Here is a 20,772-nt window from a genome sequence, read left to right as displayed (position 1 = left end):
AAATACTAGACCCAAATTAAATTACCGTTTAACAATCCACTCTGACCAGGGATTCCAGTATCAAAATTATGAATATGTCTCACGTTTGCAGAACAACCATGTGTTTCAAAGTATGAGTCGCAAAGCGACCTGTCTAGATAATGCTATGGCGGAGAGCTTCTTTCATCTCTTGAAGGTAGGAACTGTCCATAATAACCATTATCAAAACTATGACGAGCTGAAGTCTGCCGTCAATAATTATATCTATTACTACAACAATAAACGGATTAAAACAAAGCTGGCCGGAAAAACTCCGGTTCAATACCGAAGTCTTTCCGACCAGCTAGTTGCTTAAACTTCTCTCCAATTTTTGGGGTTCAGTTCAGGGATACCTATTGTATTCCAACCCTTTTTGAATCTTAGTAGATTTATTCTTATAATAATTCAACCATTTACTAGACGGTGTTAGTACCAGAAGCAAGCACTCGCTTACATCTCGTCTAAGCGACCCCACCTGGGTTTATCATCGTCCGCATTGTCTGACTGAGTATCAACATCATCGTTACCCGTGACATCTGTTACAGGTGCATGTTCAGCTGCTAGTACTTTTGTTAACACATCATACAATGCAACGATTTCATCATGGGATAAGGTTAGTCCTTTCCCCATTTTGCTATTATCTGGTGACCATGATCGTAAATCAAATTTAGGTTTATTCTCACCCCATTGCACAAAGTTTAACTGTAGTTCCCAACCACTTTTACTGGTTGATAATGCACCGAACTTTTCTAAAATATCATACGATAGTTTTGCCATTTGAACCTCCTCTGCGACAATATCTACACGAATCCAATATCATGAGCTGTTTGTGTCTGAATCATTTTTGTAATCGTTTGTGGATCGCGGGTTTGATCAAGTACCCACATCAGCTTTGCCACAACCGCTTCCGTATTCATATCACCCACAGTGACTCCACCAGCATCCGCCACGCGTTTACCAACTTCGTACAAATTGATATCTTGACCCTCTTCCAGAATTTGCGTCGTAATAATCACCGGAATATTCGCAGAAATCAACTTCTCAATACCTGGAATTAAGTTACGTCGTTGGAATGGCAAACCACCATTGCCAAAACTTTCAATAATGACACCATGAGTATTTTCCACTAGATAATCAAATATATCTACAGAAAGTCCTGGAAAGGCTTTAACAACAAAGATATTTGGATCCAATGAAGTATGGTCTTTTAACAAAGGTTCTTCTGGTTCTGGCTCATATAGTGACACCATTTCTCCAGCATTCACGCTCGCCAGGTATGGATAGTTGATACTTTCAAACGCATCATAACTCTTTGTTTTTGTCTTAACCGCGCGGGTTCCCATCATAACTAAACCGTTAAATACAAGATAAACACCGGTCAAATGCGTTTGACTAGCAAACGTAACGGCATCATCCAAATTACGAATAGCATCCGACTGTGTCTCACTGATTGGAATTTGCGAACCAGTCAAAACGACGGGTCTTTTAATACCATACAACAAATACGACAATGCCGCCGCTGTGTAGCCCATTGTATCTGTCCCATGAGTTACCACAAATCCATCAAATTCATCCTGTTGTTCTAAAATACGTCCAGCAATAATCAGCCAATCCTCTGGTTGCATATTAGTTGAATCTTTCCCCATGATATTTTCAACAGATATCGTCACATTATCACGTGGCACAACATATGTCATCAGTTCATTAGCTGTCATCCCCGGCGCTAAGCCTTGGGCAGTTTTCGTTGAGGCAATGGTCCCTCCAGTAGTTAAAACCAATAATTTTTTCATCGGCTTTTCTCCCATCAATTTCAATGACTAGTATTTAATTATTATCGCATATTTTTATTAGCGAAATATAGTCATTTTGATTTTACTTAGCTGTGCCGACTACCATAAAATAGGTAAACTAGAACACCGAGACCTAACCAGCCCAATGTTAAGAAAATTGCAGAAATATTTAATGAGCATAGTAACAAGAACGCTGCTAAAGCTGCCAATATTGGTAGTACCGGATAATACGGCATCTTATACCCACTATGGTCGATATCTGAACGATGGCGGAGTTTCAAAACAGCTAATCCAGCCACAATAAAAGCAATCAATGTTCCCGCTGAAACTAGATTTGCCAACATACCGATTGGAAAAATACCACCTAGGACGATCGCAATAATCGTAATAACAATTGTGGCAACCTTAGGTAGTCCCGTCTGATCTAACCGTGCAAATCGACGGGGCATTAGGCCATCACGACTAAATGAGTATACCAACCGCGACCCACCAATCAACAAGGCAACCAAACCAGAAAACATCCCCACTAAGGCTACCACTGACAACAAATTAGCTGTAAATAAATGTCCTGATTCACGTAATGCCCATGCAGCTGGCTCGGCATTACCGGCAAATTTTTCATATGGATACATTCCCGTCAAAATTGCTGCGACACCAACGAATAGGGCCGTCGCAATCACTAAAGTTCCCACAATTGCTTGTGGCATTGTTTTCTGCGGATTTTTAACCTCTGCTGAGTTAGCAGCAATCGTATCAAAACCAATATACGAAAAGAAAATTTGAGTGGCACCCGCTATGATCCCGGTTAGCCCACCAAAGTGCGTCCCTGCTTGATGATGAGGAATAAATGGCAACCAGTTATTTACTTGTATTGCGGTGGCACCCACAACAATAAAAATAATGATGACCACAATTTTCCCAATAACTAGCCAATTTTCAATCCGCGCAATATTTCGCATCCCACGAGAAGCTAATATACCAACTGCTAAAATCGCTAGTGCGCCAAACAAGTCGAAGCCAGTACCTTGCGCTAAATTAAAAGATGCCTGGAAAAATTTGGGTAATTCAAAACCAAAGCTTGCTAAAAATCCTTGGAAATAAGATGACCATGCTGATGAAACTAGCGCCAAAGCAATCAAATACTCGGCTAAAATGGCCCAGCCGGCAACCCAACCAACAAATTCACCAAAAATAACATTTGCCCAAGAATAGATCGAACCTGCAAAAGGCATCGCTGAAGCTAATTCGGAATAGGCTAAAGCTGATAACCCAGCAATCAATGCTGCGATAATAAAAGAAATAACAACTGCCGGACCAGCATACTCGGCTGCCACAATACCGGGCATCGTAAATACACCAGCACCGACCACCGTACCAATCCCCATGGCAATCATTTCCTTTTTACCCAATATTGGCTGTAATTTACCATCCTTATCAGCATAATTACTGGGATTTTCACGTCGAATCATTTTTTGCCATAAATTCAATTGCGCCATAATAAACCTCTCATCTCTCATGTAATGTACTATTCATTGTTCGTCATGCCCGGCATGAATATAACTTGTAAAGTTTCTCATGATACTCAAGCTACCGCTGACTTATTATTATTATTTGGTAAATAAATACGTCATTCATGTTGATGAGATTTTAAATTAACTCTTGTCATCTCGGAATAATGGTGCTATTCTTCTAATAATTAATTAATGCACGGAGGGAAATCGTTATGTTAGTTCATGCAGTTGAGAACTTAATCTTGGCAGACAACCAAACGACCACCACCTCAACCACCATTTTGGCTGGTTGGGTTATTTAACGTGCTGTTAGTAAATATCGATTATTAACAAACCGTCCAACCAGCTCGACACCCCCCTTGCGGTGCAAGTTGATTGGGCGGTTTTTTGTATACTTTTTTAGTAGAAAGAGGAGTTTGGCAGATGAAAAGTGAACAGGGAAAACCTGAACGTCAGTTAAAACGTTCGTTAACGAGTGGGCAAATGCAGATGATCGCACTTGGTGGCACAATTGGTGTTGGTCTATTTATGGGGTCAACATCAACCATCCAATGGACTGGTCCATCAGTGCTATTAGCCTATGCTTTTGTTGGTATTTTGTTGTATCTAGTGATGCGAGCACTAGGGGAAATGATCTTCATTAACCCAACGACTGGCTCATTTGCTGATTATGCAACGAATTATATTCACCCTTTAGCTGGTTATCTAACAAAATGGAGTAACGTTTTTCAATACATCGTTGTTGGAATCAGTGAAGTTATTGCCGTTAGTACTTATCTAAATTATTGGTGGCCGAACTTACCCGGCTGGATTTCCGGCGTTGTCGTCATTGCTACACTAGCTTTTGCAAATCTAACTTCTGCTAAAGCTTACGGTACGATGGAATTTTATTTTGCCATGATCAAGGTGGTCACGATTATTATCATGATTGTGCTTGGTGTAATGGTCATTTTCTTAGGATTAGGTAATAATTGGCATGCGATCGGGCTGTCAAATTTGTGGTCACACGGCGGATTCTTCACAGGTGGCGTTAAGGGCTTCATCTTTGCGCTATCAATTGTCGTTGGTTCTTACCAAGGAATTGAAGTATTAGGTATCACTGCTGGTGAAGCAGAACATCCAAAGCATGCCATCGTTGCATCAATTCGTTCAATCGTTTGGCGTATTTTGATTTTCTATATTGGTGCTATTTTTGTTATCGTCACAATCTATCCTTGGAATCAACTGGACGCTGTTGGCTCACCCTTCGTTGAAACATTTTCAAAAGTTGGTATTTCAGGAGCCGCTGGTATTATTAATTTCGTCGTACTAACAGCTGCAATGTCAGGTGCCAACTCTGGTATCTACAGTTCAAGCCGGATGTTGTTTAAGTTATCAAAAGATGGTGAAACAGCAAAATCATTATCAAAGTTGTCATCACATCAGGTACCTTATGTTTCAATTCTTGCTATTTCTGGTGGTATTCTGCTTGGTTTGATTTTAAACACGGTCTTTTCTGCATTAAGTAAATCAACAGCCGATTTGTTCGTCCTAGTTTATAGTTCAAGTGTGTTACCTGGTATGGTGCCTTGGTTTATTATCCTGCTCTCAGAATTAAGATTCCGCGCATCTAATAAAGCCTTGATGACTGAACATCCTTTCAAAATGCCACTATATCCATTAACGAACTACTTTGCTCTGATCTCACTAGTAATCATCGTTATTTTCATGTTTATTAATCCAGACACTCGTATTTCTGTCTGCATCGGTGCTGGCTTCCTAGTTCTGTTGTCAATTATCTTCTTTGCTCGAGAAAGAAAACATCAAAACTAGAGAGCGTGAAAAAAATGCTTTGAAGCCGGTGTGTAACGATGATTGTGTTATTTTGAATCGCAGCGCAGCGAAGAGTCGGAATTACGCAATCGTTGTTACATTGAGGCTTCAATTTTTTGGAACGTGTTTATAGAGAGCGTGAAAAAGACGTTTTGAAGCTGGTGTATCACGTGGTTTCGCTTCAAATTTACCAAACTATAATTAATGCATTTTAAATAAACCAGGCTAGGTATATTCTCAATACCTAGCCTGGTTTTTTATTTATCAGTAAATTATTTAGCCAACACTACCCACCATTTGGAATTTAATCAACCGGTTGAGTTCAACCGCATATTCCATTGGTAATTGTTTGGTAAATGGATCCAAAAAGCCCATCACAATTAGTTGCGTGGCTGTTTCTTCATCTAACCCACGGCTTTCTAAATAGTAGAGTTTTTCTTCAGAAACTTTAGAAACGCGTGCTTCATGCTCAATTGTGCCATCACTAGTGGCAATATCATTCACTGGGAATGTATCACTACTACTTTGGTTATCCATAAGAATCGTGTCACATTCAACATGCGAATGGGCTCTCGCTGCTCGTTTCGTATATTTTACCAAGCCGCGATAATCAGCGCGTCCGCCATCATGACAAATAGCTTTCGATATAATCGTACTATGCGTATCTGGCGCCATGTGTATCATCTTCGCCCCAGTGTCTTGATGCATGTCTTTACCAGCGGCCGCAATTGACAACATTGAACCGGTGGCGCCACGACCAGCTAAAAAAATACTTGGGTACTTCATGGTAACTTTAGAACCTAAGTTACCATCGACCCACTCCATCGACGCTGCCTCTTCCGCACGCGCCCGTTTTGTCTCCAAACTATACACATTCGTTGACCAATTTTGAATCGTCGTATACCGGCAATAACCACCTGGTTTCACAAACACTTCAACCACAGCAGCATGCAAACTATCTTCTGAGTAATTCGGTGCAGTACATCCCTCGACATAATTCACTGAACCGCCTTCATCCACAATGATCAAAGTCCGTTCAAATTGCCCAGTTCGGCCAGCATTAATTCGAAAATAGCTTTGAATAGGCACATCTGCATGAACCCCTTTTGGTACATACAAAAAAGTTCCCCCAGACCAAACTGCTGTATTCAATGCTGCAAATTTATTGTCACTTGCCGAAATCAGGGTACCAAAATATTGTTTCACTAAGTCAGGATGTTCACGCAATGCCGAATCAGTATCCATAAAAATAATCCCCTGTGATTCAAGATCATGTTTTAAGTTGCTATACACCGCTTCAGATTCATATTGTGCTGCAGACCCAGCAAGATATGCTCGTTCCGCCTCAGGTACACCGATTCGTTCAAAAGTTTCTTTGATGGTATCCGGCACATCTTCCCACTGCCGAGCTACATGATTGGTTGCTCGTTGAAAATACTTGATATTATCCAAGTCAATTGGGCTTAAATCAGGGCCAAAACTTGGCAAGGGCATGTTTAAATAAATCTGATATGCCTTTAAGCGTAAGGCTAGCATCCACTCTGGTTCCTGTTTAGCGAGTGAAATTTTGCGAATTGTCTCCTCATTGATTCCAGCACCCGTCGAAAAAATGGGGTCAACATTATCTACGTTGCCTCGCTCCTCATTGGTATTGTGTGTTTGCAATGATTTGGATTCTTCAACCATTACCTGCCCTCCAATCATTAAGAATTGCTGCCATCGTATGCCAAGCTAACGCACCACATCGCACGCGCGTTGGAAATTCACTAAGCGTACTAAATGCCACACTATCGCCTAACTCGCTATCGTTAACCGGCTGCCCCATAATAAGGTATTGGAAATTTCGTATTGTATCATCTGCAACATCTATCGTCTGACCAATTAACAAATCTGTTAACATACTGGCAGATGCTTGGCTGATAATACACCCATTCCCGGTGAATGAGATGTCGACTATTTCATCGTCTACAATCGTTGCAAATACGGTAATTGTGTCACCACAATCTGGGTTACGGTAAGTTTTTGTGAAATTAGCTGATTGCAATTCACCATAGTGATGGGGATGATTAGCATGATCAACAATAATTCGTTGATACAATTGTCTAATATCACTCATGCAATAGCTCCTTTACTTGTTGGATACCTGTCAATAATTGGTCAATCTCACTTAGTTTATTCTCAAAACTGACACTAACCCGAACAACACTTTCTGTGCCTAGAAAAGTCATCAGAGGTTCTGCGCAATGATGTCCGGCACGAACTGCCACACCAGCTGCATCCAAAATGGTTGCAACATCATGGGCATGCACTTTGCCAACATTAAAGCTGACCACAGCCCGGTGAGCAGTAGCTAGTGGCGAACCATAAATGGTCACTGCTGTTATTTGCGATAACCCTTTCATCAAATAATCAACCAATTCATGATCAATTTGGCTAATCTTTGGATAACCAATCTGAAGAATATAATCGATTGCCGCCCCTAAACCTAATACACCGGCTATGTTCGGCGTACCCGCCTCAAACTTTAAAGGTGCCGGCTGAAAGGTCGCCGTTTGTTGGGTAACTTGATCAATCATCTCGCCGCCAAATCTCGTTGGCGTCATGTCAGCCAATAAATCCGTACGTCCATACAGAACACCAATACCTGTCGGCCCAAACATTTTATGACCAGAAAAAGCTAAAAAGTCCGTGCCCATCGCTTGGACATCAATAGCCATCTGAGCCACCGCCTGAGCAGCATCCACCATCAACACTGCCCCAACCTTGTGCGCAGCTTCTGCAATGGGCTTCATATCTGTATACGTCCCTAATACATTGGACACTAATGTTAGTGATACGATTTTTGTATGTTTGTTAAGCAATTTTTGCAATGCAACCATGTCAATCTGACCATCCGGGGTAATATCAACTACTCGTAATTTGCTTCCGGTCATCGCCGCAACCTGTTGCCAAGGCACTAAGTTCGCATGATGTTCCATGACGCTGATAATAATCTCATCATCCGCATGAAGATGTGTCGTCCCATAACCAAATGCCACCAAATTGAGCGCATCAGTCGCACCACTAGTAAACACAATATCTGACGCATTAGGTGCATTAATAAACTGCGCAACTTGTTGACGGACATGTTCATATTGTTGCGTCACCTCATTAGCCAACCGATACATCCCCCGATGAACGTTAACTTTTTGTGTCTGATAATAGTTATCAATAACCTGCAACACACTATCCGGCATCGGTGTTGTTGCTGCATTGTCTAAGTAAGCTAATTGATCATACTTTGTCATAGAGATCCTCACCTGCACCTTTCTCAACAGCAGCCACAACCATTTTTTGGAAATTATCATCGAGTTCGTGCACCACTGGGGCAATGAAATTATAGACTAAAATTTTCCTGGCTTGCTGTTTCGTAATGCCTCGACTTAACAAATAATAAAGTTCTTCTGGATCATACTGGCCAACACTAGCCGCATGCCCAGCATTCACATCGTTTTCATCAATAATTAGTAGTGGATTAACAGTTCCTTGGGCTTTTTCACCAACCGTCATTAAACGACCTTCTTGTTGTGAATCAGAGCCATAAGCACCATGGTTAATTTGCCCAATGCTCGTAAAATTGACCTTTGACCGACCAAACAACACCCCACGCATGTTAATGCGACTGGTTGTATGGGGGGCCCAATGGTTCACGCTTCCCTGCAGCCCACAATAATCTTGGTTTATGCCAATTTTGACTGCGTTAAGTTTTGCTGTACTTCCTTGGCCATTTAAGTTTATCGCCACATCCCCCAATAACTTGCCATAAACATCAGGCACCAATGACCAATTCGTCTGACAATCTCTGTCCACATCGAGCGTACCAAACAATGATACTTTCATCGGTGTCTGATTCTTGATTGCCGTCGCCAATGTTAATTGGCTATTATTCGCTTGCTGCCCAATAATCACGCAGCTAACCTGGGTTGCTGCTCCATGCATGTTAATTGTTTGCTGCAGTGTCAGTTGACTACCTTCGCCCAGTAAGACAGCTATCGTAAAGGCACCAGGTTGTGAGTTCATCAAATCAATTATCAAATTTAAGGGCTGTTTGATCACAACGTGATCGGGAATAATAATTTTTAGACCACTTAGCTGTTGTTGAAAATGCTGCAAAATATATTTATTTGCTTGATGATTCCGAACAAATGCTGCTACTTGTTCAGGGAATCGGTTTTCATCTTCAAGACGCGAAACCGTTATACCATAATCAGCTATTGCCACCCTGGTTGTTTCATCAACTGACCATTGCCAATCCACGGCTTCGTCAGGAGTGACAAATTCGTAATCCTTGGGTGCATACTTAATTCCCATGTAATAGGGATGTTGGGCCTGTTGTAATACATCTGTTGTCATTAACTCATCTAAAGACATCCTGACTTACTCACCCCTTTACATCTTGTTCGAGCCCTTCATACCCATTTTTTTCAAGCTCCTTGGCTAATTCCGGACCCCCCGTTTTAATAATGCGACCACCCATCATGACATGAACCACATCTGGCACCACATAATTTAGTAATCGTTGGTAATGTGTCACCATTAAACAACTGAAAGATTGACTGCGCATTTCATTAATACCACGAGCAACAATTTTTAATGCATCAATATCTAAACCGGAATCAATTTCATCTAGAATGGCCATCGAAGGTTGTAACATCATTAATTGTAAAATTTCATTACGTTTTTTTTCACCACCAGAAAAATCCTCATTTAACCCACGGTCAGCATAGTCTTCATCCATGTCTAAAAATGCCATATTCTGGTTTAATGCTTTTAAAAATTTTAATACGGGTACTGCTTCATGATGATCACGTGCATCCATTGCTGAGTGAATAAAATCGGCATTCGTAATACCCGCTACTTCAACGGGATATTGCATTGCCAAAAAGACACCTGCCCGAGCACGTTCATCTGTCGCCATCTCAGTAATATCCTCACCGTTTAGTAAAATCCGACCGCTCGTAATTTGATAACGTGGATTTCCCATAATGGTTTCTGACAATGTTGACTTTCCAGTCCCATTTGGGCCCATAAGTGCATGAATTTCACCATCATTAATCGTTAAATTAACATCATTTAAGATGACCTTATCCGCCACTGCTACTTCTAAGTGATCAATAATTAATTCAGCCACTGTTATCCTCCAAGTTATCTAATTAATCTATCCCAAATCTTCACTTCATCAGCTGCTAATGATTTTGGCACGTCAATGATTCTTTGATTAGAACTACCACGAAACTGTAAAGTTAAATCTTTCTTTTCCTCTAAAAATCGACCATCTACCAAAATATCAATAATACTCAACAGCTGTAACTTATCATAGGACTCTTGCATCAATTCATCCCATGTATAACCTGTCCAAGACCAGATATCTTTGGTATGACCAAATTCCTGTCGAATTCGCCGACATAGTTTTAAACAAACTTGCGTATTTAAAAATGGTTCGCCGCCCAGCAAAGTCAATCCCTGGACATAACTATGCGACATGTCAGCAATAATTTTATTCTCTAACTCCTGCGAATACGGCCGACCGTAATGAAAATTTTGAGCAACACGGTTATAACAACCTGGGCAATTAAATAAGCACCCTGATACGTAAAGGCTACAGCGAATGCCTTCACCATCGACCATATTAAATGGTTTGTAGCTGGCAACATATTGTAAACTACGTTCAGATGCTAACCATTCTTGTGGTTGCGGGTCATTGGGTTTCCTCACATGTCGCGGCCGATTAGAATGCACCATCATCAAGTCCCCCTAACTGCATATGTTTAACACGGGAAGTAATTTCCTTATGCCGCCCATGAACCATTGGCCGAATCATCGGGTTTCCCAAATAGCCACAAGTTCGCTTAACGACATCACACGTCTTCGGATCTCGATTACCACATTGTGGGCACTCAAATCCTCTTGCCGTTGCTTTAAATTCACCATCGAAACCACATTCAAAGCAGTGATCAATTGAAGCGTTCGTGCCTAAATAACCCACACGGTCATAAGCCCAATCCCACACTGCCTCTAATGCTGCAGGATTTTGCTTCAAATTTGGGTACTCACAGTAATGAATAAAGCCTCCAGCTGCATATTGCGGATAATCTTGCTCAAAAGCTAACTTCTCAAAGGGGGTTGGATTTTTGCGTACATCATAATGAAAACTATTCGTGTAATATTCCTTGCTGGTAATATCTGGAATCATACCGAAACGTTCAATATCATCTTCACAAAAAGTATCCGTTAATGACTCAGCTGGCGTTGAATAAACACTGAAATGATACCCGTATTGCTGTTCCCACTTCAAACAATAATCATGTAAGTACTTAACAATCGACACAGTAAAATCATGTGCTTCTTGATTGTGTTCCCAATCACTGCCATAAAAGGCTGCACCAACTTCGTATAAACCAATATAACCAAGTGAAATCGTTGCCCGACTATTTTTAAACAATTCATCAACTGAATCAGCAGGTTTTAATCGCTTACCAAAGGCACCATTTTCATATAAAATCGGGGCATTCTCCGGCTTAGTTTCCTTACAACAATTCAAACGATTCATTAATGCTTTTTTAGCAACATGAATTCGATCATCCATAATTTCCCAAAATACTTCTTTGTCTCCCTTAGCTTCAATAGCTACTCTGGGCAAATTAATCGTGACTACTCCTAAATTCATGCGACCGCTATTAACTTCCTGGCCATTTTCATCCTGCCAACCTTGCAAAAAGCTCCGGCAACCCATCGGACATTTGAAACTACCAGTCAATGCAATGATTTTGTCGTACATCAAAATATCTGGATACATCCGCTTGGTAGCGCACTCTACAGCCAATTGTTTAATATCATAATTTGGGTCAGTCTTTGCTAAATTCAAGCCACGTTTCACAGTAAAAATCAGTTTTGGAAAAATTGCGGTTTGATGCTGCTTACCCAATCCCTTAATTCTGACCTGCAAAATAGCTTTTTGAATTTCTCGTTCGATCCACGACGTCCCTAGCCCAAATCCAACCGTTGTAAATGGTGTTTGGCCATTAGATGAAAATAGCGTGTTGACCTCGTACTCGAGTGCTTGCATGGCATCATAAATATCTTTTTTTGTTTTCTCGCGTGCAAAGGACTCGCGTTTTTCTGGCAAAACCCATTGCTCAGCTTCCGTGAGATGCTTTTTATAATTCAAAGCCGCATATGGTGCTAAGACCTCATCCGTTCGATCTGATGAACAACCACCGTACTGACTTGATGCAACATTCGCGATGATTTGTGACATCTGAGCCGTTGCCGTTTGAATTGACCGTGGTGGTTCGACATCAGCATTACCAATCTTAAATCCATTTGCTAACATATCTTTAAAATCAATCAAACAACAATTAGTCATCGATGTTAGTGGTGAATAATCCAAATCATGGTAATGAATGTCACCACGTAAATGTGCTTTGGCGACGGTCTGTGGCATCATGGTTAATCCTAGTGACTTACCGACCATGCCAGCTGTCAAATCCCTTCGTGTACTAAAAATATTACTGTCTTTATTAGCATTTTCATGGACAACAGTATCCTGACCATTAAATAACTGGCTCAATTTATTACCTGGATTAATAACCGATTGCCATTTTTCAACATCCTTAGCACGATAATCAACGTATTGATCGGCTAATGTAACTTCTCCCATTGCAGTCAATGCACTAACAAACATGTCTCGAATCCTTGCTGATGACAACTCATCGTCTACTTCATTAATTTGTGAAAAAATTCGTTGACGTAATTCATCTTTTAACGTCTGATTTTCAGTCAATGCATCAATGACTAAATCAATTTTATATGCATAAAATGGCGTCTTTTCCCCATCACTTTTTTCGACAGTTATTTGTTTTAATGATCGCCAGTCATTTTTTTGTATGACTTCTATATTTGCCATAAGGCTGTCTCCTTTCTATTTTTACCAAATGCCAAGTGTTGGTCCTACCATATAGATACCGAATGCCATCACAATCAGACAAGCACCGGTTACTAAGAAACGATATATGCCGTGCATCCGATACTCTTTTGGCAGTGCTTTAGCTTCTAACATTAGTAAAAATCCTAAAACAATTGGCAACAATAAAGCGTTCATCACTTCGACCGAGACAGCAATATCAACTAAATCAATGTTCATTAACACAATAATTGCCCCAATCACGTGCGCTAAGCAGTAAATTGTATAAAAACCAATGTTTGATTTATTCAGTGGTTCATTCAAACTGTGGCGCCAATTTAAAACTTCGGTAACGCCCCAAGTGCCAGCTAAAGCAACCACTAGCGCCGCCACTAATGATCCTCCCATCAAACTTAATCCGGTAACAATTTTTGCTGGCGCTGATCCGATATAGGGTGATATAGCGGTCGCTAAATCACTAACAGAGCTTAACGAAACATGTTTCCCAGCAACACCAACCGTTGCCGCAAAAGTCACAACAAACATAATCATGATACCTTGGGTCAACAAAGTACCGATGAATGTGTCATGTTTTTCTTTTGGAATATCATCCTTACTAAGGTTTTTATCAATAACCGCACCTTGTTGGTAGAAAATCATCCATGGCATAATTACCGCACCAACATTCGCTGCAACCAGATACAAATAAGAAGAATTTTTCCAGGGAACCGTGGTCAAACCTTGTAAAAAATTACTAGGTTGGGGTTTTGCCATGAACATAGCTACCAAGAAAGCCAGTTCAGCGAGACCAATCAACACACCAATTTTTTCAACGCGGTGATAACTACCGCAAAAAGCAATCCCAATTAATAAAATAGTGGCCGCAGGAATGGTTAACCACTTTGAAACACCAAATAGTTCGCCAACCCCAGCGACACCAATAAACTCTGTTAATAAAGCACCGATGGCGGATATACCTAAAGTCCCTGCGGATAACCAAGCCCATCCTTTACCAAAATGCTGTCGAATCAATTCACCATGGCCTTTTCGCGTCACAATGTCTAAGCGAACCGTCATTTCCTGCGCTGCATATAGAATTGGAATAAGCAATAATTGTGGCAAAACCATCGCATATCCCCATTGTGCACCCGACTGCGCTGCTGTAATTAAACAACCCGCATCAGTATCCGCCAACATTACAATCAAGCCAGGACCATACACTTTCAAAAAACGCCCCATCTTTAATTTAGCGTTTTGCTGATGTGCTACTTTTACATCACTGATGACTCCTGTCGTATCTTCTGCCATACACCATTCTCCCCCAACTAATCTGTTAGGTTATAAGTCTAATTTCATAAAAAGAATATATCGCAACGGTATTTTTTGTTTTTTGTGAATTTTTTGAAAATAAAAAATAATCGCTTTTATACCAACGTTTACAGCACCCTTTAATTAGAAAAAAATAACATAGCGTTACCTATTAACGTAACGATAGTAAACAAAAAAGACCACCAAGCCGTGTTTACCATAGCTTGTTGGTCTTTTTCTTCATTTTTAAATATTCTATTTAGGCTGTTCTGCAAAATACTGTGTCATACAGAGTTTAAAATTATCCAGCAAAAAGCGATTAGCATCCTGCGATATTTCCGCATTCCCTATCAAGTTAAATGCATGGTATGCACCTGAATATATTTTAAAATAGGTAGGCACACCACTGGCTGCTAGCCGATCGATAAACGTGACCGTCTCACGATAAAATGGATCTAAATCACCAACAAAGGAAATCGTTGGTGGTAATCCCGTCAAGTCTTCAGCCCGAGCTGGTGCAGCATATGCCGGTATTGCATGGGTACCATACAAATCACCCAAATATAGCTGCCAAGACACCTCATTAGATTTTGTATTCCAAATTGGCACATCATTATTTAATGAGGTTGCCGTTGGCCGATCGTCTAACATTGGGTAAAAAGCAATCTGAAAAGCAATCGCAATTTCACCCTTATCACGAGCATACAAACTCAATGCTGCGGTTAAACCACCACCAGCACTACCACCTGCTACGACTAGTTGATCACTACGAATACCATAATCGTCTGCGTGATCACGCAGCCACTTTAACGTTGCATAACAATCTTCTAAAGCAGCCGGATATGGCCTATCCATCGAACGGTAGTAATCTGGTGTCACAATCACCGCGCCAGTTTCATTTGCTAATTGGGCAAAAGCACTCGCTTCTAATTCTGGTAATTCTAGTGCATAACCACCACCATGAATCCACAAAACACCCGGCACGTTTTCTTGTGGTACTTGTGGTGAGTAAACGCAAATTCGCAGCTTCGTGCCATCTGGACGAGTAATATAATGTTGCTCATAATTTAAGTTGGTTCGATTAACGCCACGCAAAGCATCCGTTGCTTTGTTGATTAACTTAATTTTATTTGGCGTCACATATGGATTGATTTTACGTATCATCTTACCAGCTCGGCGTAATTCGGGGTCTATCATTTCATCAGTAATATGCATAACTAGCCCTCCTGATTATCTTGCATCACCTCAGCTTTTGCATCGGCAGCAATAATCTGACGTTCAAAAGCATCATTACGATCTTTCGCAACCTTCAAAGTGATAAATAATAATAAATTACCAATTAAACTTAACAACAAAGCACCTTTTTTCATATTTACCCCCTAAGTATGACAAGTTTCGACAGATAAACGAATTTATTAATGACGCTTACCGATTTTAGACGTTACCCCTTCGGCTACCATTAAATCCTCAATACGATCAACCATTGCTAAGACCTCATCATCCCCTATGCGCTGACGGGCACGGCTTAAAGTTGATGAACTAAATGGTCGTTGATAAACATACCCTGATTGACCAACGAAATATTGCAAATAAGGGTTCTCTTTGATTTGTTCCAAAGTTTCTTCATCGGTTAATTCAAGCAATTGTTGAATCATTAGAGCACCGAACACTAATCGGAACGGTAAAGGTTTAGGACCACGATTACTTGTAAAAACTAATGCATATTGTTTTTCTAAATCATGCCATGGAATTTTATCTGCGCGCACAACCCAACGATTGTCACGATCGATTGGTAAACCTGATGGCTGATTAAAATCATCAAACGACATCTGTTCATAATTCGTCACATGATACTTTCCCATACTGACATACTCCCTTACTAATAAATACTTTTACGTCTATTATCGCATATTTTCTTAGTAAGCAACCACTTTCTGATTGAATGACGTTCCAATTGCTATGAAATACTATTAGTTATCCATTCTTGCGTTTGTAGTAATAATAAACAGGGATACCGATACCTACAAAGAAAAATGAAATCAGCACCATTGAGAAACTAGCAATTAATGTATTGATCAAAACAAACAACGCCCCACCAATGGCAATAATTGGGATAATCGGATACAAAGGTACCTGGAATAACAACTCATTGGGCTTCACGCCGGCTTTTTTATCTCGTAAACGTAAGATAAAGACACCGAAAAATGTTGCTGCGTAGAACAACCAGATAACAAAGACGGCCATATCTGACAACCATTCAGCTCCTGAAATCGCAATCAAAATAGCTGCCAATCCGGCTGTTGTCCATAATGCTGTTACTGGGGCTTGTGCACGGTTGACCTTTTTTAGATAACGTGGGAGAACCCCTTCGTCTGCCATTGCATAAACCATACGGGGAAAGGCCAACATCTTACCGTTAAGCGTTCCGGCCATAGAAACCAGAATACCAAGTGCCAGAAGTTTACCACCCAAATCACCAAATGCTTGACGAGCTACTGTATAAGGCACCTCACTACCAAGAGAAACAATTTGGTTGGCTGGTACAGCTTGATAAATACCATAAGTTACCCCAACATAAACCAAAATAACAACTAACAGGCCACCAATAATTGCTCGAGGCAAATTACGACGGGGATTTTTTATCTCACCACCCAAATTAGCTAATGTTGCCCAACCATCATAAGCAAATAATGTCGCTAAAATTGCTAGTCCAAAATTACCAGATGTTGTTGACGCCATATGATGAACCGTTTGGCCTAAAGCATCGGCTTTCCCAAAGAAAATACCAAAGGTAACCAAGGCGAAAATGGGAATTAATTTAATTGTCGTCGTCGTTACTTGGAAAGCACTTGCAATACGATTATCCAATGAATTCATAGCTGTAATCAGCAATAAGGTCACAATACCAATTGTTGGTGCCCACTGTGTTGGTATGTTAAAAAAGTCTGCAAATAATTCCGCAAAATAAGCCGCAACCGATGCAATAATTGCCGGGGCATAAATGGCAACTTGCGTCCAACCGGTTAGAAAGCCAATGAACTTGCCATAAAGCTTTTCCATATAAATATACATACCACCGGTTTCCGGTATTCTTGAGCCAATCTCTGATAGGGTCAACCCACCAGCCAGAGTAATCAAACCACCCACGATCCAGGCTGCTAATCCCGCTGTCGTACCACCAGCCGTTTCTAATACTTGTCCTTGCTTAAAGAAAATCCCTGAACCTACAACCGTACCAATCACTACCGAAATACCTGTCATCACGCCCATCGAGCGCTTTAAGCCACTTTTTTCTAACGCCATCTCTCTGCTCCTTAAGCCAAAATAAAAAAGCCGTCCAACCCAGGTAATACACAACACAATGCATTACCCAGATTGAACGGTTTTTGTTAGCGACAAATTATTTAATCACCTCAAAACACTCAACTGCTTGGTAATACAGTTGAGTCAGAGGACGTAGAATTATTAATTTGCATGTTTTTTAAATTAGTCATTAGTGACGCCCTCCTTTGATACGATTTAATATATATTAAACTACCACAGCAATTATAGCTTTGCAACTGTTTTTTAATTATATTTTCATTATCACTAATAAAAAACAAAATTAACTATCAATATCACACACCGTAGACTAAGCCAAAGATGAAATATACGTTTATATAACAATTTCATTCATCACTATGAAAAAGCAAATTCTCTGAAAAGAAAGGTGCCAAAAGTTTTTTCATAATATCAAGAAATTCTTGTGGCGTTTCTTGAAAATCAGACTTTACCCATTCAGAAATTAAATTCAGTGCCATACCAATTAAAGCCGTCGAAGCATAACGTTTAGGAATAGCCAACCGTTCTAATAAATGCTTTTCTTGCCAAATTTCTTGGTCGGTTGAAATTAATTTATTAATAAAAGAATGATCTCCTGTAGTATCTAATAATGCAGAAAATTTTTTCCCATTACGATAGACAAATAATACAAGTTGTTGATAATAATTCTCTAACTGAGGTTGTTCTGGATTTATCTTTGATTCCAAAAGTGAAGCTGGCACCTGTTGCGTCATTTCTTTAAATTCAGAAAGTAAGTCATTCTCAACCGCCATTAATAGTTCATCTTTATTCACATAATGTTTATAAAAAGTCGAATGATTGACCTGTGCTTGTGTCGCAATTTTATTTACAGTAATTTTTTGATAACTCCCCTGATAAAGCAAATCCCAAAATGCTTGCTTAATGGCATATTCTGTTTTTTTAATTCGTAAATCTTTCGTTGCTATGATAATAACATCCTCCTGACAATAATAGATATTTCACTCATTTTTATCGGTTGTTCACTTAAAATAAATAGATTATACTTCGATTTATAGACAGTTGTCTATTATATCAAAAGCAAAAAACGAATGGGGAGGCATTTCAAATGGCAAAAGCACGAGTAATGGATACAAACGCAGATTTTGAAAAATTAGGAATCGATCCTACCAAAGTACAAACATGGGAAGATGGACGTCGTGATACAGATGAAGCTGGTCATAACGAAGTTTGGTACTTTGACGGTATTTTAGATGATGGTGGCAAGTTTATGGTCGCTTTCCGACCTAAGTCTCCATACAAATTAAACGAAGCCGGTGATGAGCCCAACACAAACATTATGATTACAACACCTAATGGTGAAACAAAGCAAGATTTCCAATCTTATTCAAGCGAAGAGGCATATATTGGAAATGATAAGTGTGATTTAAAGTTCGGACCACATACAGCCGTGGGTGATTTTAAAAATTACGATGTTCATTTTGAACCAGTTAATGGTGTTGGATTAGATTTACATTTTGAAGCCTTAGTTGATCCTTTCAGACAAGGCAACAGTGCCGTTGTTGCCCTAGGAGACAATGATGAATACCATTATACAGATTTAAATGTTCCTAAAAACAAAGTCACTGGAACTTTAATTTACGATGGCGAAAAGCATGAAGTTACGGGTCTTGGCTACCACGACCACCAATGGATGAACATTCACCCAATGAACGCTTGGCATCACTGGTTATGGGGTCACTTGTACACTGATAAGTATACTGTCATGATTTATGATTTCGTTTCTAACGAGCGATTTGGCTTTGAACGTGTACCATTCTTCGGTATCGAAGATAATGAAACTGGTCATGTTGTTTATATGACAGATGGCAACGTTACTTTGGATTCAGAATTAACAACTAATTCAACAGGCAAGGCCTTCCCTAAGACCAGCAAGTATACCTTCCAAAATGAAGGTGACAACAAAAAGGTTATTTTTACGGTCAAGTGGCGTGATGAAATTGAAATACGCGATATGTACGGCGACGCTAATGAACAACAAAAAGCGGGCTACGACCAAATGGGCATTAACCCTGTATACATGCGCTATTACGCAGATGGTGATGTTAAGATAATTGATGGTGACGAAGTTGATCAGTCATCTGGTGACATGATTTATGAGTATAACTATCTAGGTAAAGAAGACGAACGTGCTGACGTTTAAAGCAAAACTGTTTGAAAGAAGGTATTGATCAAATGGCAGGATTAGTGAACGTTGTTAAGTGGCAAGTACCTAAAGAAAATCATGATGATATGGTCAAATTGATGTCAGGCGGAATCGAACGTGATGGTCGTGGCATCGACGAACAGCGATGGCATCCAGAAAACATCTTGTATAGTCGGACTCGGACATTCTATCGTAACAATGATGATGATCCAAACATCGAAGACTGGTTTTTCATGGATGAATATGATGACCCAGAACTATTCAAGCAACAAATCGAAATTTGGAAGAATAGCACAGATACAGTATCATACGCTAAAGAGCACCATGCTCGTTGGAAAAAAATTGCGGTCCCTGGTTCCTTTGACGAAAAACAAGTTCAGTTTAATGAAAGTGAACCATTGTCGATTGATTTTGAGCCTTTTGCTCGGCGACAACGAGCTTTACAACGAGAAAACGACCCCTGGTGGCGTTTACCTAAAGAATAATTTAACAGAAAAAGAGGTTGAGACATATTTTTGTCTTGAACTGAACCCCAAAAATTGGAGAGAAGTTTAAGCAACTAGCTGGTCGGAAAGACTTCGGTATTGAACCGGAGTTTTTCCGGCCAGCTTTGTTTTAATCCGTTTATTGTTGTAGTAATAGATATAATTATTGACGGCAGACTTCAGCTCGTCATAGTTTTGATAATGGTTATTATGGACAGTTCCTACCTTCAAGAGATGAAAGAAGCTCTCCGCCATAGCATTATCTAGACAGGTCGCTTTGCGACTCATACTTTGAAACACATGGTTGTTCTGCAAACGTGAGACATATTCATAATTTTGATACTGGAATCCCTGGTCAGAGTGGATTGTTAAACGGTAATTTAATTTGGGTCTAGTATTT

The 20,772-nt window shown here is 40.1% G+C and carries 21 protein-coding genes and 1 pseudogene; 4 read left to right on the top strand and 18 right to left on the bottom strand.

The window, feature by feature from the left end; genetic code table 11:
• The coding region (locus FFM62_RS09250; RefSeq protein WP_137604531.1) for an IS3 family transposase at nt 1-334 on the top strand (334 nt) is incomplete at its 5' end.
• A 134-nt stretch (nt 335-468) separates the two neighbouring features.
• Here FFM62_RS09250 and FFM62_RS09245 read toward each other — a convergent pair.
• The 3 genes from FFM62_RS09245 to FFM62_RS09235 form a co-directional block, all read right to left on the bottom strand.
• The gene (locus FFM62_RS09245; RefSeq protein WP_115471690.1) at nt 469-795 is read right to left on the bottom strand and encodes a YdbC family protein; all 327 of its coding nucleotides are present in this window, start codon (nt 793-795) and stop codon (nt 469-471) included.
• Nucleotides 796-818: 23 nt separating this feature from the next.
• A complete protein-coding gene (locus FFM62_RS09240) occupies nt 819-1,808 on the bottom strand; it encodes an asparaginase (RefSeq protein ID WP_115471689.1) in 990 nt (329 codons plus the stop codon).
• Nucleotides 1,809-1,894: 86 nt separating this feature from the next.
• Nucleotides 1,895-3,304, bottom strand: coding sequence for an APC family permease (locus FFM62_RS09235; RefSeq protein WP_115471688.1), 1,410 nt, complete (start codon nt 3,302-3,304; stop codon nt 1,895-1,897).
• A 438-nt stretch (nt 3,305-3,742) separates the two neighbouring features.
• Here FFM62_RS09235 and FFM62_RS09230 point away from each other — a divergent pair, with 438 nt between their 5' ends.
• A complete protein-coding gene (locus tag FFM62_RS09230; protein WP_115471687.1) occupies nt 3,743-5,131 on the top strand; it encodes an amino acid permease in 1,389 nt (462 codons plus the stop codon).
• A gap of 276 nt (nt 5,132-5,407) precedes the next feature.
• Here the strand turns inward: FFM62_RS09230 and sufB are convergent, their stop codons facing one another.
• The 14 genes and pseudogenes from sufB to FFM62_RS10515 all read right to left on the bottom strand — a co-directional run.
• Complete coding sequence (sufB, locus tag FFM62_RS09225; protein WP_115471686.1) at nt 5,408-6,817, bottom strand: Fe-S cluster assembly protein SufB; 1,410 nt, start codon at nt 6,815-6,817, stop codon at nt 5,408-5,410.
• On the bottom strand, nt 6,810-7,247 hold the full coding sequence (sufU, locus tag FFM62_RS09220) for a Fe-S cluster assembly sulfur transfer protein SufU (protein WP_115471685.1): 438 nt from the start codon (nt 7,245-7,247) through the stop codon (nt 6,810-6,812). Before sufU ends, sufB begins: the two co-directional genes overlap by 8 nt.
• Complete coding sequence (locus FFM62_RS09215) at nt 7,240-8,418, bottom strand: aminotransferase class V-fold PLP-dependent enzyme (protein WP_115471684.1); 1,179 nt, start codon at nt 8,416-8,418, stop codon at nt 7,240-7,242. Before FFM62_RS09215 ends, sufU begins: the two co-directional genes overlap by 8 nt.
• On the bottom strand, nt 8,405-9,541 hold the full coding sequence (locus FFM62_RS09210; RefSeq protein ID WP_115471683.1) for a SufD family Fe-S cluster assembly protein: 1,137 nt from the start codon (nt 9,539-9,541) through the stop codon (nt 8,405-8,407). The genes FFM62_RS09215 and FFM62_RS09210 overlap by 14 nt, the downstream gene beginning before the upstream one ends.
• A 10-nt stretch (nt 9,542-9,551) precedes the next feature.
• A complete protein-coding gene (gene sufC / locus FFM62_RS09205) occupies nt 9,552-10,301 on the bottom strand; it encodes a Fe-S cluster assembly ATPase SufC (protein WP_075270442.1) in 750 nt (249 codons plus the stop codon).
• A 14-nt stretch (nt 10,302-10,315) separates the two neighbouring features.
• Complete coding sequence (gene nrdG / locus FFM62_RS09200) at nt 10,316-10,912, bottom strand: anaerobic ribonucleoside-triphosphate reductase activating protein (protein ID WP_115471682.1); 597 nt, start codon at nt 10,910-10,912, stop codon at nt 10,316-10,318.
• Nucleotides 10,899-13,076 carry an anaerobic ribonucleoside-triphosphate reductase gene (gene nrdD / locus FFM62_RS09195; RefSeq protein ID WP_115471681.1) on the bottom strand — a complete coding sequence of 726 codons (2,178 nt, stop codon included), beginning with the start codon at nt 13,074-13,076 and terminating at the stop codon, nt 10,899-10,901. Before nrdD ends, nrdG begins: the two co-directional genes overlap by 14 nt.
• Before the next feature lie 21 nt (nt 13,077-13,097).
• Entirely contained in the window at nt 13,098-14,381 is a 1,284-nt protein-coding gene (locus FFM62_RS09190; protein ID WP_115471680.1) for an NRAMP family divalent metal transporter, read from the bottom strand.
• A 255-nt stretch (nt 14,382-14,636) separates the two neighbouring features.
• A complete protein-coding gene (locus tag FFM62_RS09185; RefSeq protein ID WP_115471679.1) occupies nt 14,637-15,596 on the bottom strand; it encodes an alpha/beta hydrolase in 960 nt (319 codons plus the stop codon).
• A 2-nt stretch (nt 15,597-15,598) separates the two neighbouring features.
• Nucleotides 15,599-15,751 carry a hypothetical protein gene (locus FFM62_RS10165; RefSeq protein ID WP_165845933.1) on the bottom strand — a complete coding sequence of 51 codons (153 nt, stop codon included), beginning with the start codon at nt 15,749-15,751 and terminating at the stop codon, nt 15,599-15,601.
• A 45-nt stretch (nt 15,752-15,796) separates the two neighbouring features.
• A complete protein-coding gene (locus FFM62_RS09180) occupies nt 15,797-16,243 on the bottom strand; it encodes a transposase (protein ID WP_115471678.1) in 447 nt (148 codons plus the stop codon).
• A gap of 112 nt (nt 16,244-16,355) precedes the next feature.
• Nucleotides 16,356-17,684 (bottom strand): APC family permease, encoded by a 1,329-nt coding sequence (locus tag FFM62_RS09175; protein ID WP_115471677.1) that lies wholly within the window; start codon nt 17,682-17,684, stop codon nt 16,356-16,358.
• Between the two features lie 365 nt (nt 17,685-18,049).
• Entirely contained in the window at nt 18,050-18,475 is a 426-nt protein-coding gene (locus tag FFM62_RS09170; protein ID WP_240005940.1) for a TetR-like C-terminal domain-containing protein, read from the bottom strand.
• Between the two features lie 3 nt (nt 18,476-18,478).
• Nucleotides 18,479-18,586 (bottom strand): annotated as a pseudogene (locus FFM62_RS10515) (TetR/AcrR family transcriptional regulator); the annotation flags it as partial.
• Between the two features lie 203 nt (nt 18,587-18,789).
• On the opposite strand from FFM62_RS10515, the gene FFM62_RS09165 reads away from it, so the two are divergent.
• Together FFM62_RS09165 and FFM62_RS09160 are read left to right on the top strand one after the other, a co-directional pair.
• Nucleotides 18,790-19,884 carry a lipocalin-like domain-containing protein gene (locus tag FFM62_RS09165; protein WP_115471675.1) on the top strand — a complete coding sequence of 365 codons (1,095 nt, stop codon included), beginning with the start codon at nt 18,790-18,792 and terminating at the stop codon, nt 19,882-19,884.
• Nucleotides 19,885-19,916: 32 nt separating this feature from the next.
• Entirely contained in the window at nt 19,917-20,372 is a 456-nt protein-coding gene (locus tag FFM62_RS09160) for a hypothetical protein (RefSeq protein ID WP_115471674.1), read from the top strand.
• Nucleotides 20,373-20,438: 66 nt separating this feature from the next.
• Here the strand turns inward: FFM62_RS09160 and FFM62_RS09155 are convergent.
• Nucleotides 20,439-20,772, bottom strand: a 334-nt coding sequence (locus FFM62_RS09155) for an IS3 family transposase (protein WP_137604531.1), incomplete at its 5' end; no start/stop codon positions are given.

Source organism: Weissella thailandensis (assembly GCF_005405465.1).
Lineage (GTDB): Bacteria > Bacillota > Bacilli > Lactobacillales > Lactobacillaceae > Weissella > Weissella thailandensis.
Note: the sequence above shows the minus strand (reverse complement) of the source record. Positions and strands in the feature narration are given on the sequence as shown.